Source organism: Bacillus sp. DJP31 (assembly GCF_049310945.1).
Lineage (GTDB): Bacteria > Bacillota > Bacilli > Bacillales > SA4 > Bacillus_BS.
The window spans coordinates 21,383-39,088 of the sequence record NZ_JBMERO010000006.1 but is presented as its reverse complement, the minus strand read 5'-3'; the positions used below and the strand labels follow the sequence as shown (position 1 = coordinate 39,088).

21 protein-coding genes are annotated in these 17,706 nt (G+C 37.6%); 11 read left to right on the top strand and 10 right to left on the bottom strand.

The window, feature by feature from the left end; translation table 11 throughout:
- Positions 1–153: 153 nt before the first annotated feature.
- The 3 genes from ACOI1C_RS07620 to ACOI1C_RS07610 are packed head-to-tail and all read right to left on the bottom strand — an operon-like array spanning position 154 to position 3,054.
- Positions 154–666 (bottom strand): GDYXXLXY domain-containing protein, encoded by a 513-nt coding sequence (locus ACOI1C_RS07620; protein ID WP_422509582.1) that lies wholly within the window; start codon positions 664–666, stop codon positions 154–156.
- A complete protein-coding gene (locus ACOI1C_RS07615; protein WP_422509580.1) occupies positions 659–1,864 on the bottom strand; it encodes a DUF2157 domain-containing protein in 1,206 nt (401 codons plus the stop codon). Before ACOI1C_RS07615 ends, ACOI1C_RS07620 begins: the two co-directional genes overlap by 8 nt.
- A complete protein-coding gene (locus ACOI1C_RS07610) occupies positions 1,861–3,054 on the bottom strand; it encodes a DUF418 domain-containing protein (RefSeq protein WP_422509578.1) in 1,194 nt (397 codons plus the stop codon). Before ACOI1C_RS07610 ends, ACOI1C_RS07615 begins: the two co-directional genes overlap by 4 nt.
- A gap of 159 nt (positions 3,055–3,213) precedes the next feature.
- Here ACOI1C_RS07610 and ACOI1C_RS07605 point away from each other — a divergent pair, with 159 nt between their 5' ends.
- From ACOI1C_RS07605 to ACOI1C_RS07580, 6 genes are all read left to right on the top strand, one after another.
- A complete protein-coding gene (locus ACOI1C_RS07605; RefSeq protein ID WP_422509576.1) occupies positions 3,214–3,435 on the top strand; it encodes a spore germination protein in 222 nt (73 codons plus the stop codon).
- A 12-nt stretch (positions 3,436–3,447) separates the two neighbouring features.
- On the top strand, positions 3,448–3,657 hold the full coding sequence (locus ACOI1C_RS07600; protein WP_422509574.1) for a spore germination protein GerPB: 210 nt from the start codon (positions 3,448–3,450) through the stop codon (positions 3,655–3,657).
- Positions 3,658–3,755: 98 nt separating this feature from the next.
- Positions 3,756–4,358 (top strand): spore germination protein GerPC, encoded by a 603-nt coding sequence (gene gerPC / locus ACOI1C_RS07595; protein WP_422509572.1) that lies wholly within the window; start codon positions 3,756–3,758, stop codon positions 4,356–4,358.
- Positions 4,359–4,372: 14 nt separating this feature from the next.
- Positions 4,373–4,543, top strand: coding sequence for a spore gernimation protein GerPD (locus ACOI1C_RS07590; protein WP_422509570.1), 171 nt, complete (start codon positions 4,373–4,375; stop codon positions 4,541–4,543).
- Positions 4,544–4,555: 12 nt separating this feature from the next.
- Positions 4,556–4,942, top strand: coding sequence for a spore germination protein GerPE (locus tag ACOI1C_RS07585; RefSeq protein ID WP_422509568.1), 387 nt, complete (start codon positions 4,556–4,558; stop codon positions 4,940–4,942).
- Positions 4,943–5,011: 69 nt separating this feature from the next.
- Positions 5,012–5,230 carry a spore germination protein gene (locus ACOI1C_RS07580; RefSeq protein WP_422509567.1) on the top strand — a complete coding sequence of 73 codons (219 nt, stop codon included), beginning with the start codon at positions 5,012–5,014 and terminating at the stop codon, positions 5,228–5,230.
- Positions 5,231–5,588: 358 nt separating this feature from the next.
- Here the strand turns inward: ACOI1C_RS07580 and ACOI1C_RS07575 are convergent, their stop codons facing one another.
- The 3 genes from ACOI1C_RS07575 to ACOI1C_RS07565 are packed head-to-tail and all read right to left on the bottom strand — an operon-like array spanning position 5,589 to position 10,461.
- Positions 5,589–5,879 carry an HNH endonuclease gene (locus tag ACOI1C_RS07575; RefSeq protein ID WP_422509849.1) on the bottom strand — a complete coding sequence of 97 codons (291 nt, stop codon included), beginning with the start codon at positions 5,877–5,879 and terminating at the stop codon, positions 5,589–5,591.
- A gap of 17 nt (positions 5,880–5,896) precedes the next feature.
- Positions 5,897–9,280: an SbcC/MukB-like Walker B domain-containing protein gene (locus tag ACOI1C_RS07570; protein WP_422509565.1), complete on the bottom strand. Its 3,384-nt coding sequence runs from the start codon at positions 9,278–9,280 to the stop codon at positions 5,897–5,899.
- The gene (locus ACOI1C_RS07565) at positions 9,280–10,461 is read right to left on the bottom strand and encodes an exonuclease SbcCD subunit D (RefSeq protein WP_422509563.1); all 1,182 of its coding nucleotides are present in this window, start codon (positions 10,459–10,461) and stop codon (positions 9,280–9,282) included. The genes ACOI1C_RS07570 and ACOI1C_RS07565 overlap by 1 nt, the downstream gene beginning before the upstream one ends.
- Before the next feature lie 285 nt (positions 10,462–10,746).
- Here ACOI1C_RS07565 and ACOI1C_RS07560 point away from each other — a divergent pair, with 285 nt between their 5' ends.
- The 4 genes from ACOI1C_RS07560 (at position 10,747) to ACOI1C_RS07545 (ending at position 12,103) form a co-directional block, all read left to right on the top strand.
- Complete coding sequence (locus ACOI1C_RS07560; RefSeq protein WP_422509561.1) at positions 10,747–10,947, top strand: hypothetical protein; 201 nt, start codon at positions 10,747–10,749, stop codon at positions 10,945–10,947.
- 72 nt (positions 10,948–11,019) lie between these two features.
- The gene (locus ACOI1C_RS07555; protein WP_422509559.1) at positions 11,020–11,310 is read left to right on the top strand and encodes a hypothetical protein; all 291 of its coding nucleotides are present in this window, start codon (positions 11,020–11,022) and stop codon (positions 11,308–11,310) included.
- Positions 11,294–11,791, top strand: a complete 498-nt coding sequence (locus tag ACOI1C_RS07550) for a glycine/sarcosine/betaine reductase selenoprotein B family protein (RefSeq protein ID WP_422509557.1) — start codon at positions 11,294–11,296, stop codon at positions 11,789–11,791. Before ACOI1C_RS07555 ends, ACOI1C_RS07550 begins: the two co-directional genes overlap by 17 nt.
- A gap of 123 nt (positions 11,792–11,914) precedes the next feature.
- Positions 11,915–12,103: a hypothetical protein gene (locus tag ACOI1C_RS07545; protein WP_422509555.1), complete on the top strand. Its 189-nt coding sequence runs from the start codon at positions 11,915–11,917 to the stop codon at positions 12,101–12,103.
- Between the two features lie 96 nt (positions 12,104–12,199).
- Here ACOI1C_RS07545 and ACOI1C_RS07540 read toward each other — a convergent pair whose 3' ends face one another.
- The 4 genes from ACOI1C_RS07540 to ACOI1C_RS07525 form a co-directional block, all read right to left on the bottom strand.
- Complete coding sequence (locus ACOI1C_RS07540) at positions 12,200–12,901, bottom strand: hypothetical protein (protein ID WP_422509553.1); 702 nt, start codon at positions 12,899–12,901, stop codon at positions 12,200–12,202.
- Positions 12,902–13,006: 105 nt separating this feature from the next.
- Positions 13,007–15,097 (bottom strand): DUF4179 domain-containing protein, encoded by a 2,091-nt coding sequence (locus tag ACOI1C_RS07535; RefSeq protein ID WP_422509551.1) that lies wholly within the window; start codon positions 15,095–15,097, stop codon positions 13,007–13,009.
- Positions 15,098–15,313: 216 nt separating this feature from the next.
- The gene (locus ACOI1C_RS07530) at positions 15,314–15,547 is read right to left on the bottom strand and encodes a DUF4030 domain-containing protein (RefSeq protein ID WP_422509549.1); all 234 of its coding nucleotides are present in this window, start codon (positions 15,545–15,547) and stop codon (positions 15,314–15,316) included.
- Between the two features lie 201 nt (positions 15,548–15,748).
- Complete coding sequence (locus ACOI1C_RS07525) at positions 15,749–15,904, bottom strand: hypothetical protein (RefSeq protein ID WP_422509865.1); 156 nt, start codon at positions 15,902–15,904, stop codon at positions 15,749–15,751.
- A 209-nt stretch (positions 15,905–16,113) separates the two neighbouring features.
- Between ACOI1C_RS07525 and ACOI1C_RS07520 the strand changes: the two genes are divergently transcribed.
- Positions 16,114–17,652: a PQQ-dependent sugar dehydrogenase gene (locus ACOI1C_RS07520; protein WP_422509548.1), complete on the top strand. Its 1,539-nt coding sequence runs from the start codon at positions 16,114–16,116 to the stop codon at positions 17,650–17,652.
- Positions 17,653–17,706 lie beyond the last annotated feature (54 nt).

Below are 17,706 nucleotides of genomic sequence, written 5' to 3'. Positions count from 1 at the left end.
ATTACAATGACATGTCTGTAAACAGACATGTCATTTTTTTTGTATCTAATTGGTTTACTAATTCAGGGACTTTAAGTTCTAGAGCCACCCGAAAACAATAATCTTGAAGGGTTTCAAATTTCGCAAAGAAAAAAACGCCCAATCACGAGGCGTTTACTCTTCTTTTCTATCCACTTTTTCAATCTTCATCTGACCCCATGGTGCAATTCGGATGTGTGCCTCTAGATCTGCCATGTGGTCTTCAAGCTCCTTGCCAGTACCCTCAGGAACATAGTAGCGTTCGATCCCATATTCTATATACATTTCTTTCGGATCAATTTCGTACATGTATTTCCCTTTAAAAACTACCTGATCTGTATCGACGACTGGATTCGTAGGACTAACTGAAACGACTTCGTGATAGTCCCCCTCTTTTCCAAGTACTACATAAACAGAATCTCCATACTGTGGCAATTCAGATTCTGTCCATAAGTATTTGGGCACTGAAGAAATACTGTATTGTAAAATGACATAATCACCATAAAAGATGTCTCTTGGATCAAAGGGCTCTGTTTTCAGTTTGATTTGCTCTCCAAATGCATCAATTGCATAAAAGGATGCAGTCATTACGACTAAAAACAATGCTTGTAAAAGAATGACCATATAAAATAATAACCGCTTAGTCATTTTTCGCCACTCCCTTCACAAGCTTTCTCCTACTTTTCTCAAGAAACCAGCTTAGTACAAATAATACTATTCCACCAATTAAGAAAAACATTGATTTTGGCATAAAGTCCCATGCTAGTTGAATATAGCCGACAAATGCACTTATTAAAAACAATGCTGTGCCTAAGCTTGCCTTATCTGTTAGATGTTCACGATACCCGATGAGCAATAGACTAATCGAGTAAACAAACAGTAAGAGTAAATAAAGAAAATCGACCATAACCCCTACATAAAACACTGGTAAAAATAAAACTCCGTCTGCTACATCAAATGTCCCTCTTTTTCGAATGACGAATAGTACTAGTAGAACAGCAACTATGAATGGATAGATTGTTAGCCCATTCGTATAAGCTTCTTCCCCATAACTGATAAACGACTCGATCCAAAACACATTAAAGATGGTGACCACAACCGCACCAATGAGCATGGTTAACTGAATGATACGTTTGATTTTCACTTTCTTTATGAAGTCACTAAGAACATAAAGTCCTAAATAAATAGCAAACAAATATTGATAATTGAGTTCATTACTTACTACGAATAGTAGCCCTGTAAGTAAGAAAGAAAGGGAAAAGAATACACTTGTTAAAACATCAGGTCGATAGAAAATAAAATGTCCAATGCCAAACAGCAACAAGAGTGCTAGGATATAGCTAAACGAGGAAAACTCGGTTGTACTATATAATTGGCCTGCTGTTGTAATTACAATCGCAAGTAGAAGCAGGTATCTACTTTTCCAAAACTGCACAGCCAACAATGCTGCAATCGACCAAAATATGAAGGGTAACGCACTATGTGATTGAAAGCTGAACATTTGACCAAGCAAGAAAATCCCAGCCCCAAATGTAATAACTCCAATGCCAATAAGTCCATGACCTAAGCGATCATGTCCGCTTTTTTTCATGACTCGTTCCCCAGCAAAATAAAATCCACTCATTGATAGTATAATAATAGCTACACGAACTAAGTGATGAATTCCATCCCAGTTTGACGCAACAAAAGATAAGATTCCGAGACCTATTAATATACTAGCCAAGATAGGCAGTAGGTTTGAGCTTTTTTCATGTTGATATCGACTCAAAATTTGCTCGTACTGTTCTTCGGATATGATTCCATCCTTTACCCATTTCGTTCCTTCTTGAACTAACTTTTTTCTCATTGGTTATGCTCCCTTCTTTTAAATGTTTGTACCTTCCCATACGTTAAGCTTCTCCAAAGCCATTCCATTGGACCATATTGGAAATTCTTTAGCCATAAGTAGCTACCAAACACTTGGATAAAGAAGATACCGATCGTTAAAAGGAGTCCTTGAACATGGGAAACCTCTCCGTAAAATCCAAATCCATAACTGTAAAATAGGGTCGTACAAATAATAGATTGAAGTAAGTAGTTTGTTAATGAAAGCTTACCGACAAAAGAGAATGGCTTTAGGATCCTTTTCCATATTTGGGTATCCATTAAAAGAACAATGGATGTTGCGTAAAATAGAGCTAGTGCTGGTCCACCAATAGAGCCTTGGAAATATTCTGTTCCAAAATTCTTTGATGTGAAATATGGAAGTAATTTTGAAGGTATCCCTATCAAAAGAGAAATTAACCACATCGTACGGATCGCCTTTTTGTGAGTCTTTACTTCACTAAACCATTTCTGCTTGGCTACATAAGCTCCAAGTAAAAAGAGTGGCAGGATTGAAACAATTAAAAATAGTGCATTCTCTAAGTTATTTACATAGAAATAATCATTCATTCTTTGTGTTGTAATCTCTAAAAACGAACCATATTTATAATTTTGTATGGATTCAGCAACTAGTGCTTCATCTCGTGGCACTATCTCTTGATCAGGCATAAAAAAGGAAGTCATTATTGCTAATGCACTTAATAATATAGCCGGAACTAGTAATATTGATAATCCAGTCGTAAGCAAAACCTTAGCACGAGCCCCATAAAACAGTAGCAGGATAAAGCCAATCAACGAGTACGTTACTAGTATATCTCCATGCCAAATGAGAAAGGCATGTGTGATGCCAAATAGAAATAAAATAAGGAGACGTCTGATGAACAACGTTTTATACGATTGACCTCTTTCTTTTGCCCGATCTAAAAAGATAACCATTCCAAATCCAAATAAGAAAGAAAACAGCGTATAAAAACTTGCTTGAGCAAAGATGTCTATGAAATTTGTAACCCAAGTATCAAGAGTGGTTAATTTTAGATTCGATCCCTCATACATGGCTGGCGAATGAAAGGATGACATATTCACTAGAAAAATACCGAGTATGGCAAATCCGCGAATTACGTCTATTGAATGGATTCGTTCTTTTTCAGAAATTGGCATCGAATTATTTATCATATTCACTTGTCTCCATATCCATTATTTTCTTTTTATTATACCTGTTATTTGTTAGGCTTTGTAAATTTTTTCGATGTTGTGAATATTTCTACCATGAACATTTACGGGCGTTTGTCATAATATACTGCATAGAAAACTTATAAAAAAGGGTGTTTTACTATGCCTGCAATTGTTGGCGCGGTGAAGGTAATAAGTATTGGGGCATCTAGTGTATTTAATATTGGCGATGTATTTATGATTACCCCTAGCTCATCAGCAAAAACATTTTCAGGAGCTGGTTCATTTAATACCGGGGATGGTCTTCGTGTTGTCAATAATCAAAGTGCAACGAATACACAGGATAATGATGTGACAGATCAGCCCATAATTGATCTAGCCTAAGGAGGAGAGCTTATGAATTTTTATATTCATCAAACGATTACTATTCATCATTTAAAGGTAGGTAGTATCTCAAACTCCTCTGTTCTTCAAATTGGGAGTGCTGGAATCATCAAACCTCTATCCAATTTATATAATACCGGTGGCTTTAAAGCAGCAGCTCCACAAACGGGACCTTCAAGTACGATTGAAGGACCCGCTGTTCCTCTTACTTCTGGAGCATAATATATATAGGCATTCACCCATTTTTAACTTGTGCATACAATGCAGTATATAGCTTTGGACTGTATTCAACTAAATGTATTTGAAAGGGTGATTTGCAAATGTATGGAAATCAATTTGATCTCTACGGTTATTTACAGCAGCTTAATCAAGCCATTCAGCAACAGCAACTAGAAATTCAACGGTTGCAGAAGTCCCTCGTGTTGATTCAAACAGAAATAAAGGATCTTAAAGCAAAACCGTCTACTACTATTGAGAAAGTCGAATATAAATTCGATCAATTAAAAATTGAAACATTAGAAGGAACCTTAAACATTGGATTAAATCCCTATAATTCTGAACAGGTCGAGGATTTTTCAGTCAATCAAGGAAAAGTAAATGTACCTCAGCAATCTTTTGCACCACAAATTCAGGAATCAGTTCGACAATCAATCCTCCACTATCTCGACCAGGAGGGTTATAAAAAAATTCAGTCTGTTCAACAACGGACGGGCACTCCTCTAAATGAAGATTATTATGATTTTATGATTCAGGATGTAAAAAGACAGCTGGACGGAAGAGTTCAATATTACTTAGAGCAAACCACATCAGATCAATGGAGTAACGAGGAAAGATCTGCCGAGACAATTGAACAGGTCATTCATAAAATGAAGCTTGATATTGATGGAGCGTTTTTAGCATTTGTACAGCACTTACCAAAATAAATGGGGTGAAAAGAATGAACTTTACCGTAGTTAATAAAGGAATTCATATTGGTGATATCAATGTGGTCGGAGTGGCTTCTTCTGGTTTATTACTAATTGGTGACGCAGAGACCATTTGTTTATCTGCCACCTTTGACACACCAGCAGAATCACTGATAATTGGTCCCTTTGTTCCACTAATATAGGGGTGTTTTAACATGAATCATCGAACTTCTGTAGTATCTACCACCTTCATCAACTCAATATCCTTTAGCAGCGTGTTTGAAATTGGTGATACTAGAAAAATTAACGCAACCTCTCAAGCCATAGCTGTCCAACGTGAATACCCTCTTTTCGTTGAAAATGAGGCTGATTTCTCATTATATCGTATTTTCTCTGAAATCATTCCTAGTCCAATTATCGACGAGGTTGTAAACACAACTTTCATACATGAAAACCCAGTGATTAAAGTCAATTCTCTCAAAATAACAGGTATTTCAAATGCCTCAGTTGTCCAAATTGGTTCTACTCATTGTGTTAAAGCTGAAGCAAGAGTTAAGCATATTCGCCAACTTTTAAATTCCAACAGGTCAAAAAAGAAGTAAACGGTTGAACGTTTCTATTTTTTTATCATAGGCTATGGTAGAAGACTGATTTCATAAAGGGTGTTCACCATGCCATCCATTGTAGGACCAATCAATATTATAAGTGTAAGTGGAGGCGTGATTAATTTTGGTGACTCCTTGAATATTTCACCAACAAGCTCCTCCAAAACAAATGCCGGGTCAGGCTCATTTAATACAGGAGATTTCATATGTACCAATAACGGGATAAGTGCAACTAACTCCATTGATCCTGATATTAGTGATCAGAAGACGACGAGTGTGAGTTAAAATTTCTAACATTGTCCCTAGTGTTCCATTGAAACTAGGTTTTTTTACATGATAAAGGCTCGATTTTTGATATTGTTGATTAGTTCTTACGCGAGACGGTTAAAACAGCAGTCTTTCCACTGCCAGAAGTGTAGCAGAAGTTTAACTGAAACTACTTTATCAGCGATTATTAGGATTTATCAGCGATTATTTCATTTTATCGACGATTATTAGATTTTATCAGCGATTATTGGATTTTATCGGCGATAACCAGAATATATCAGCTATTAGCCATTTTTACCCAGTCTCACCTGCCTTTAAAAGCCAAGAAAAAGGGAACTAGCCCAATACGTTAGCTAGTTCCCATATTACATAAGATTTACTTACCTTTTTGCCTTCGTTCATTCGATTTTCTGATTTTCATCAGCTTTCCTGGTGGCTGTTTTCTAATCCATTTAATAAAGCTTGCGAGCTTTTCATCTTTCCTGAGTTCTGGAATGGTCGTCAAACGAGCAACAATCTCCTCATTTGTATAGAGAGCATGAATCTGTTTATGACATGGAATACATAGAGCAGCCGTTGGTTCAAACGCACCGCCTTTCTCTTTTGGGGTCAGGTGATGAATGGTTGTTTCGACCTCACTTCGTCCACATAGTTCACATCTATTCAGTAATACTCACCTCCCACTCATAGAACTTCTAGCTTAATTCGAGTACCTCTACCAGATGGTTCAGCAGGATCAACAATTAGCTTTTTCGGCAGCCTTAATCGTAATTCGTTTACATGGCTAATGACTCCGACTGACAAATTGTTTGTGTGAAGCTTTTCTAGTGCTGTCACAACCGTATCCAATAAGTCTGTATCAAGAGTTCCGAAACCTTCATCTAGGAAAAAAAATTGAAGTGGGTATTCACCTCTTAGTTGAATTTGCGCAGATAAAGCAAGTGCTAAGGCCAGTGATGTTAAGAACGTTTCTCCCCCTGAAAGTGTACTGACAGGTCGGCGGACTCCACCATTCGCATCATCTCTCATGATAAATCCACCCTGTGAATCAACCTCTATTGCATATCTCTGTCTTGTTAAGAGGGCTAAACGTTCAGATGCATCTCTTGCTACACGAACGAGCTGTTCTTCTGCTAAAAACTCGACAAAGCTATTTCCCTTTAATACTTGCTGAAGCTTTCCGTATTGTTCAGCCTTTTTTCCTAGCTCTTCCCGCTCTTTCTCGATTTCAGTAAAACGGATATGCTTGTCCTTAAGAAGTTCAAGCGTTCTAGCAGCTGCACCCACTTGCCCAATGACATCTTGAAGCTGCTGCTTTAACTCAGTGAATAGTTCTTGAGTGGACAACCATTTTTCTTCGGTAATTTCAGTGTCACCAATTTGATCTATTACTTTTTTGAAATCATGCTGTGTTTGTTTTAGCTTGTCCGAAAAGAGTTGAATTTCTTCTTTCATCTCCTTTCTTTTTTCACCCGGGATGATGGCCTTTTTTATAGACGACAAGTCTTGTAACGTAGATTCTAAAACGAGTGAATCCCACTTTACTCTCACTTTTTTCAACAATTCTGCTGTTTCTACAAGTGCTTTTTCCGTTGCCTTAACCTCTCCCTCTAAACTTTGGAGCTGTTGGCTTACGATTTGGAAGGAATGGCTCGTTTCCTTCTCTAAGTGATGTAGACTTTCAAGTGTCTTTTCTACCCTCTGTAATAATAGATCCACGTCCTCATCGCTTGTCAGCAACTGAAGCTGAGCAGTCAATTCTTGCAGTCTTTCTTCTTTGTTTTGGACATTGGTTGTTCGTTCAATTTGACCTTTTTCTAACATCGTTATTTCTTCTTTTACCTTTGCTAATTCAAGATCTTTATCCTCTAAAAGAGGCACACTCTTTTCAATTCGAGCAGCTAGAGTTTGAGCTTCTTTATCCTTTGTTGCCATAATGTTTACGAATTGATCAAATGCTTCTAAATCGTAAGTTGGATACCTGTTCACCCAAGTAATCTGTGCTTCGTTCAAATCTTTTTCCAAAAATTCCATTTTTCCCTTTTGTAGATATACCTCTTCCTCCAAATACTTAAAAGATTGCTTTTGCTCGACCAGTATAGGAGTACTATCCTTTTTATTCTTTAGATCTTTTTGAATCTGTTCTTTTTGTTGAATGACATCTTGGGTAAGGGCTTTTATTTCAGTTAATAGTGCTTGTATATCTCCTTTAAATGAATCTGATACAACTCTATTCTGATTCAATTTATTCGCAAGTGTTGAGTTTATCACTCCTTCACTTACAAGAATCTCGGATAATTGTTCTAGTGATAGCTTGATAGAAAACACTTTAGGAATGGCATTTTGTATTTCAATTAAATGAGCGTTTAGCTGTTTTTCGTGTAGCTCAAGATTTTCATTGGATTCAACATGCAAAGCAATCGCACCATTATGGTCAATTGATCCACAAACTTGGCAAGGCTCTCCAACCACTAGTCGACTTGCCAGATGCTCAGCCAGCTTCAATTCTCGATTAACATCTATTCTTTTTCTTAAATCTTCAATTTGTAATTCTATTGCTTGTTTTTCTGTCTCTAAATTACGTTCCCGCTCACACGTTTGTTCATATAAATCTTCAAGTTGTTGGAATGAAGTTTTCAGCCTATCGTGAAGATGGTCTTCCTGTTTTATAAGTTGGTCAACTCGTTCCTTCGCTTTCTCTTGTTGGAGGTATCGATTCGTATACAATTCTCTTACTTCTTCTAACTGCTGTTTTAAATAAGATAGGTGCTGCTTTTCGTCACGAGCCTTTTGCAGCTGTTCACGATCTTCCACTGATATGGAAAGTTCACTAAGCTGAATTTTTAACTCCTTTTGACCTATAACCCAGCTTTCAAAAAGATTTTTATTTTCAGTGAAAAAGTGCTGTTTTTGTTTGATCTCCTCATGTTTAAGTGAAAGCTCCTGCTTGTGCTGTTTGACTTCCTCTAGTAGATCGAACTTCTTAACAGATAATTCCTTTGCTCCAATAAGCTTTTCCTTCTGACCTAAAAGACCAGGCTCATCCTTCGTTCTTTTTTTCGTCGCCTCTTCAAATTGATTCTGTACTCGTTCATATTCACTTCTCTTATTGATGAGCGACTCTTGTAAGGACGTTAGGTTTTGCTTTACATCTCTGTTTCTTTTTTCTGTTTCTTGTAGCTCCTCAGCATATGGTAACAGCCTTTCCGCTTCTTCTGAAAGTGCCAACTGATTTGATAACTCAACCTTTTTTTCCTGCTGCAATTCCAGTTCTTTCAGCTTTTTGGATAGCTCTACCTTTTCTTGCTGCCATACCCAAAGCTGTTTTTCTTTTTCAAAATTTTGTTCCGTTTGTTCGAGCTCTATTTTCCGCTTATTTAAAAGAATATCTAAATCATTTACTTCTTGAATGGCAGCTTGGAGTGCTTCTTTGGATGCGTCTCCTAGACCTGCTTGCTCAGCATGTAGCTCACTTATTTTCTGGTTGGCTTCTTGCAGGCGAGCCTTGACCTTCTTACTTAGATCATCACCATATTGCTCAAGGTGAAAAATTCGTTGAAGCATTTGACGACGGTCGACACCCTTTAACGAAAGGAATTCAGCAAACTTCCCTTGTGGAAGTACAACTGCTCTTGTGAAATCTTCTATCGTAAGTCCGAGAAGCTCTTGTATCTTTTGATTAACCTCACCAGATTTATCAGCTAAAACAGTCGTTTCTTCTGCCTTTTCTATTAAGCGACAGGAAGCCGTTTTTAGGCGAATATCATCTGTTCGTTTAAAGCTTCGTTCGACTGTATAATGCTTGATTCCAGAAGCAGACAATAGTTCAAAAGTAAAAGAAACCGATAAAACATCTTCAGCATGATTCATAATCCCTTGTGTTTGATTGGCCGCTCGTTCTACTTTTCCATAAAGAGCCAGTGTCATCGCATCCAATATCGAGGACTTTCCACTTCCAGTAGGTCCAAAAATCCCAAATACTCCACCTTCACAAAGTGTTTCAAAATCAACTTCCTGTTTTTCTCGAAAGCTGTGTAGACCCGCTATAGATAAAAGAATCGGCTTCATTATTCTTCCCCTCCAACGTTTGATTGACTTTCATTAAGCAGCTCAAGAAAAACACTTAATAATTCAGGCTCTAGCTTCGCTCCGCCTGTTTGTCTTTCATAAAAGCGTTTAAACAATTCGTCAATGGGGAGGTCCCTAGTTGAGGATGCGATTTCTGTTGCTAGTTCTCCTTCAAAGATCGGTCTAATATGCAGGATACCTGCATGTGCTTTTCGGATTCGCTGGATTTCTTCAATGGATAGGGCGTTAGTTACATTGATCTCGAGGTCCACCCATGCATTTGGGTCCTTCTTTTCCTCTAGCCACTCGTGAACTTGAGTTATTCCCTGTATAGCTTTCCACCTGACTAATGGTTTGCCCGATGAGAGATAAACTTCAGTTAGTTGTGCCTCTTCTCCTGGATTAACATCAATAATAGTTACTGATTTTGTGTAACCTGCTTCAGAAAAGCTATAGGCTAAAGGAGACCCCGAGTACCGTGCCATCGTTTCAGCCCGCTTGATCATTTGTGGACGATGAAGGTGGCCAAGTGCCACATATTGAGCCAGTCTAGGAAGACTAGATGCCGCAACTGTATAGGCTCCTCCAACTTCAATTGGTCGCTCTGAATCAGAACTGCTTCCTCCTGCGACATAGAGATGGCTCATTGCTAGATTCACAGTATTTGGTGTAAATTGCTGACTCATGAATTCAAACATGCCTTGAATTCTCTCATCATATTTATTTCGTAAACTAAGCTCATCATTAATTTCTGACAAAACCTCTGAGAGTCTTGATTCAGAAGGATAAGGAAGTGCCGCAAGTTTGACTGTTTGATCAGAGGAAGGAACATAGATTTCCTTCACTTCTACAGTTGGAAAACCAATAATCGTTATTCCTTGCTTTATAGCTAACGGAGTCGCTGCTAACAATCGATCCGGACTATCATGATTTCCTGCAATAATCGCAATGGGTCTCTTCCCATTATTGGATAGCCTTGAAATGCTATCATAGAAAAGCTGTTCAGCTAATGCAGGTGGATTGACGGTATCAAACACATCTCCAGCCATCAAGATCATATCCACTTGTTCACGTTCCACAATTTCCACAAGCTCGTCCAGAAACTGAGCTTGCTCCTCCAAACGACTACGTCCTTCTAACGTCTTCCCCAAATGCCAATCTGCCGTATGCAAAACTCTCATTTTACCCGCTCCCCGTCTTTACTATCTATACTAATTCTACCATATCCAAAAACTTGGAAGCTATTTGTAAGTGGTGCCAGCTATTCTGGCGCGGTGTACTTGTGGATTTTTCAACACGGTGCCTGTCAACACGGTGCCTGGCACTTGTCGAATCAACACGGTGCCTGGCACTTGTCGAATAGTCTTTAAATTAGGAAGCTGTCGAATTTTTACAATCAAAGTGTTGGATGGATTTAGTTTCACTAAGATACAATGAATATACATATTTTGGAGGCGCTCGTATAAATGGTGAATGTTTATGCAGTTAACAATACGATTCTATCCTTTCTATCAAGTTTAGCAGTCTTATTCATGGGATTTGTATCAGACTTCACTTCAATTTCTGGTGCGTTTTGTTTGGCTGCACTTTTATATAGGGTGTCTGCTTTAATAGGGTTCATATACAAACCATTAAGGACGAAGCAGTTTCAAGAAGAGACTTTATAGGATTAAAACATTTCACTTTACCAATGGAAAGTGATAAAATCTCAATTATACCTACTAGAAGGGAGTGAGTACATGTCATTACCATATTTAAAGGAAGCTATAGAGAATGGCAATCAAGAAAAGCTGATTCGTTATGTACGATTGCATTTTGGTGATGGAAATGAAGACGCGGGGCGTAAGGAGATTGATAAGTCCTGGATCGAAGCCTTGAAGCTTTTATTAGATTCTCCAGATACGGATCGCGCGTTTATTTTCGAAACACTTGATAATAAAGACGCAGAAACTCTAGCTCACCTATACTTTCACCTTCACTTTCACTTTTTAAAAAGATCGGGGGAATGGATTCATGACGGAAACCTCTAAAGCAACCCAATTAAGACCAGGGCTCTGGGATACGGTAAACGAACGATATCCTGGGTCGATGATTTCTAAACAAGATTATGTACCGCTAGCAACACTAAAAAAACCATTATCAGAATCAAAGCTAACGTTTGTAAGTTCGGCAGGTGTACAACCCGTCGGGACAATGCCTTTTGACACTGTCCACCCAATTGGTGACTATACATATCGTACGGTGCCATCTGATTCAAAGCCTGAAAACCTTGAAATTCATCAATTAAAATACCCGACAGTTGGCGCAAATGAGGATGTTAATGTAATATTCCCAATTGAAAGGCTACAAGAGCTCTCCAAGGAAGGAATAATTGGAGGGTTAACAGAAAACTTTTTTTCATTTATCGGGTACAATATGGACCCAGATAAACTTGAACAGACATTGGCCGAAGCTATTGCTGATGCTGTTGTGAAGGATCATGCGGATATTGCGTTGTTATGTCCTGCATGACCGATATGACATCAGTCTGTCGCGCTCGTGCAGCGTGCTATAGAACGTAGGGGTATTCCTACGGTTTCATTATCAGTTTCCCTAGATGTTACCGAACATGCAAAACCCCCAAGGGCTGTCTTTTTGCCCTTTATGATGGGTCACCATTTTGGAGTTCCGCACCACAAGGAACTTCAACGGCAAATTACCCTTGAAGCTCTCGATCACCTAGTTAAGGCAAAAGAGAGCGGAGAGATAAGCTACCCGCCATTTAAATGGGCACAGGCACGAAAAGAAGGAATCGCCATTATGAAATCTCTGGGTTTAAAATAGTCTAGAACTAGATTTTCAAACCGAGTACTTTCTCGGCTTATATATTTTAAAAAGCTGCCTATGATTCTGGCAGCTTTTTAGAATGGATGTATTTTTCTAATGATAAATGCCACCACGATTGCTTTCGTCTGGATTAACAAAGTCTATAACCTTCCGGGCGGCTTGGTGAATCATTGCATCTCCAATCATGACTACGTCTGTGTCCATTGTCTCTTCTGTCGAAACTTCAAATTGGATTTTTTCTGCATATGGTGCGGGTCTATTCATCATATAAGCAGAAGTAACTTCACAATAAACTTCACGAGCCTGCTCGGCATTTAGCTTACCAATCACAATTTCATGCATTAGATTGAGAGAAAGGATATTCGCTGCCTCCATATCACATCTAGAAGACACTTCTCCTTTTGTTCTTTCAACGATCACACTCCCATCAAACTTCGCAAGCTCGCTGAACATTTCAGGAGGTACCCTGTAATCAATAAAATTTTCAATGACGTCTGTGTGAGGCTGCGGAAAATCGTGAGGTATCTCATCACGAAAGACAATGGTTCGCTTCCAAGGTCCATTGTTATACCAGATTAAACGACTTGCAATCGCCTCATTTGGTGGACCATATTGTTCGATGGTAAGATGTGCTGATTGCTTAGACATAGCAGGCCAATCTATAATTATTGTTTGTACCATGTCTATTTCAGTAACAGTTAAGGTCGGCTTCTCACCACCTCCACCATTCAACTGAACCTTTATATCACTCGTCATTGAAATAGCGGCGGTTTTCAATCTTTCCACAGGTTCCATCCAATACCTCCTATTTATCTATCCTTCATACATCTAGTATTTGAAAAAATAGAAAAATCATCCTGAATCCTGACAAGTGACAGGTACTTGTCGAATCAAATTTTCTTAATCTAACTGAATAGCTACCACTTCATCTATATAATTCGTAGTACTATAGCCATATATTTGAAGCTTTGAAGGGATTACTTGTTCATTAGAAGAGTCTCTTACTAACTCGCTCTCAATTTTCGTTTCGTAATAGCGAGGTGGCTCACTTTTAACAATATGGATATTATACTCACTTGCCTCATATATAGTACCGTCCCGATCAATTAATACACCATCGTTACTAATGTAATTCATGTTTACGTATTCGTTTTCGTTTTTGGTTTTAAATTCAAAATGTAAAGATTCATACGCCCTATCTTCTGGTGGTCCATGTATAAATACTACCTTAGTCGGAGTTCCAATCGTTAAATCTTCAATTGTAATTGAGCTACCTACATATTCAAAAGTTTGTGGGAACGTTCCCTCTGTATTAAGATTAAAGGATACATGATCTTCTACGAAATAATTTATCGAGCTAAAATGAATGTTAACTTCCTTTGATTTCTCAAAATAAAGAGATTCAAAGCTTTTTTGTAAAGAACCATCATTCAGATAGTGATCATAATGAATATTATGAGTTTGAGCTATCTGTTTATCTCTTTCAAGACTTTCAATATTAATATTTTGAATTTGTTTATTCTTTTGAATCGTATCACTGAATCTGTATTCTAGTAAGGTTGTTGTTGGGGCAAAAGCGATTCTTTCTAGTATTATTGGAATCCCATCAATCTCGATTTCCTTATCTAATTCATGTTCTATGGAAGCGTGTTTGGTTACTGGAATTTCAAAGCTCCAATCCCCTTCCATATTACCCATCAGATTATAATTTAAGTTGTACATTGTATTCTCTGAATTCGAGGTATCTTCTATTACCTCTAAAAGCTTTGAAATCTTTAGCATAATTGTCCCAGTTTCTTTAGAAATGGGTAATAAGCTAAGTTTTCCGCTAAATACATTTTGATCTTTCTTTGCTAGTGTTTCTTCTCCCATTTGAATATAAGGTAAAAATTCAGCCTGAAGATTTAACAAATCATACTCGTTTTCTACGGTTACTCCCTCAAATGCATTTATTGCATATTTTTCGTTTCCTTCATTCGTATCTTCTACTTCATAATAGATAAGTGTCTGTGACTCATCAGCTATGGCTGTTTTTATCTTTACTTTGATACCATTGCTTTCCGCTTCCAAGTTTAATGGCTCTCCCAAACCATTTTTTAGATAGGTGAGCATCTCCTTATCTTCTAACTGATTCCAATCTAACCACGAATAATATATATTTGAAAAACCATTTGTAACAAATCCCACAAACATAGTTATAGTTATTATCGAGGCTAGAATTGCACTTATTAACGTTCGTTTCTTTTTCACCTGCTTTTTAACACGCTCTATTTCCTTTTCGGTTTCCATTACCTTTTTTGTTACAAGATCCATAAAAGCAGGGGGGATCTCCAAGGACTCTGACTCTCTAATAAGTGTTAAAATGACATGTTGATATGAGAATAACATGTTATTACAACTATCGCAGGAATGTATATGGATTTCTAGTTCTATACATCTTTCCCTATTTAACGTCCTGTCTAAATAATTAATAAAGTGATCTTGATATTGCCTACAGCCATCAAGTATTGTGCTGTCTTCCCATTCATTCTGTAGCAATTGAATTCCTGAAAACAAGCGTGATTTTACAGTTTGAATAGGTATCTGAAGAATTTGTGAAACTTCGTCAAGTGTTACATTCATCATATAACTTAATAGAAGTGGATCTTTATAGTTTTTTTCCAATTGGCTTAATTTACTTAACATTTCCCCTTCTGAAACATCCAATTTCTCTTTTAAATTATTAGCAGACCTAACCCAACATTCATTTAAAAGGATAGAGATAACCCAGGCATCAAAACTAGTATCCCTTTTGATTCGATAATTCTCTTCGTATATCTTGATAATCACTCTATAAAAAACTTCTTCTATTTCTTGAGGATCTTTAAGATAAATCAAAGAAGCTTTATAATATATGTCCTTCTTTGTTTCGAACCAAGTCATAATTGTTTTGATGTCTCTTTCTCTTATCTTTTCTATCAAAATAGGATTTGTTGTTTTCGCTACTATCACTACTATAATCCCTCCACATCTTTCAAATGCCAAATTTTTAATAGCATTATCTAATAAAGAAAACCCTACTTATACATCCGGTAAGGTTCTTTATAGTTATTCTACAAAAGGGAAGATTATCCTTTTTTAACTGTATCGTTAGTTGAGTAAAGAACTTATATATCCTTCTTTTTAAGATAGAACGCAATCTAGATCTTAGTAGTATTCAACTGAACTCTAATTTAATCTTTGTTTGTCTTTTCCTCTTACAATAATTTCATATGGCTCATTGTCATTTATTTTTTCGAGTGCTGCTGAAGTTAAAAATTCTTCTATTGATGCTTCAATTTTTGCTACAAGTTCATTTGCATTTTCATCTGAGCTTTTTATTGAAGTCTTTATAATGATTTGTAAAGGTGCCGGGTGAAAGGAGTAGGCAAACCCAGTAACCTTATATTCTTTTTTACCCAAAATCCTTTTCCCTTTGGTCAGGGATCAGTAGACTCAAATGAGAAATCTGTTGTCCTTTATTTATTCTTGGCTTTGTTAAATAATATTGTTGATATTTCATTAGAAAAAGAGCCTTGATAGGCTTTTTTTTAAAACTCTTTAATTTTACTTCTCCACCAAGTTAATAAAATCATTTTATTAACTTTTCTGGGTTTTTCACTTTTATTGAAACAACTTCTCCGCAATCCAAACAAACCGTAAGATTCTATCAGAACCAAACGTCATTTCCTTATCCACTTGGCGAAGATTTATGAAATCCATTGCTTGTACAAATGATTTTCCTCCACAACTTTTACATTTCATTTCCAAAACATTCATTTATACTATTCCCCCCTTCTATCACAGTCGTTTACAAGGTTGGATGCAACGATTTAATGGTGTGGCTACAAAATACCTCGAACATTATTTGAATATCCGCAAACATAACTGACAACCCTATTCTCATATATGTGTATAGTGAGAAAAAGCCAGATGAAATTTTTAATACATATACCTTGCTCTCTCTGCAAAAAAAGGAGGTTCATGCGATGACTCAAAATCCTTGGTATCAACAATGGCTTCAGCACCAAGAATGGATTAGGTATCAAGAATGGGTTCAGTATCAAAATTATGTAAATGCGCAGTATACCAACACTCAGTTGCAACGTTCGCAAGCAACAATACCTGATGAACGATTAAATACTCCATCATTTAAACCTACATCAAAGAAATATATTGATGAACTACCCGAGCCTGTTGATCGGATACCCGTCAACCCAAAAGATTTGTTTTTAGATCCAGATTATATACTCGAGCCGGTGGTCGTGGGACTTAATTTCCCTACGAGTATTACTTTTGATGATGAGGGTCGTCTTTATGTTGGTGAAGGTGGTTATTCGTATGGAGCTGCTGAAACACCTGAAAAAGGACGTATTCTCGAAATAAGTGGTAACGGTAAAGTCAAAGAGATTGCATCTGGCTTCCGAGGTCCTATTACTTCAATCACCTGGAACAAGGGGTATTTTTATGTAGCGGAGGGCAAGTACCCAGGTCGGATTTTACGTGTTCGGAAAGATGGTTCAAAGGAAACACTAATAGATGGTCTTCAAACGGGCGGAGATCATTACACGTCAGATGTTATATTCGGTCCTGATGGGAAAATGTATTTCTGTGTGGGTAGTGCTACAAACTCTGCTGTTGTTGGTATTGATAGCTACTATACTTTTAGCTGGTTGCAGAAAAGGCCTGACTTTCATGATGTTCCTTCAAGCGATGTAGTATTAAAAGGTAAAAACTTCAAATCTATTAATCCTTTTGAAGTAAATCCTCAAGAGGCTAATGTAAGTACTGGAGCATTTCAGCCATTTGGGAAACCGGTAACAGATGGACAGCTTGTTAAAGGGAAGTTGAAGTCAACGTCTGTCATGTATCAGGCCAATCCAGATGGTTCTGGTTTACGAGTCTACCTTCATGGCCTTCGTAATGTATTCGGATTAGGATTTGCTCCTAATGGAAAGCTGTATTTTACGGAGTATGGATTTGACCAAAACCATAGTCCTCGGCCGATAAAGGGTCTTGAAACTATGTGGGAGGCCATTGAAGGAGGATGGTATGGATTCCCTGATTTTAGTGCAGGATTACCTGTAACGGATCCGATGTTCAAGCCTGATAAGTCGCCTCAGCCAGAATTCGTCCTAAAAAAACATCCGTCACTTGCTACTAAACCGACCATTATTTGGGAGCATGGGACCTCCCCTAGTAAGTTTGATTTCTCCAAAAATCAACGTTTCGGCTACAAGGATTGGGCTTTTGTCACGTTATTCGGGAGCTTCCTACCTCAAGCAGGCATTGGGTACAAGGTAGTGCGAGTAAATGTCAAAACTGGGGAAACAGGCGACTTCTTAGCCAATCTAAATCCGGGAGAAAAAACAACAGGTGTTGTGCATCCGATAGATTGTCGTTTCAGCCCGAGTGGTGAGGAATTGTATGTACTCGATTTTGGTAAAATCTTTTCTATTGCTAAATCACCGAACCTTAAAACGGAAGCAAGTGGTGGGATTCTTTGGAGAATTAGAAAGAGAAAGTAACGATAAAAAAACAACAGACCTCGTGAATTTGGTCTGTTGTTTTAATTTATAACA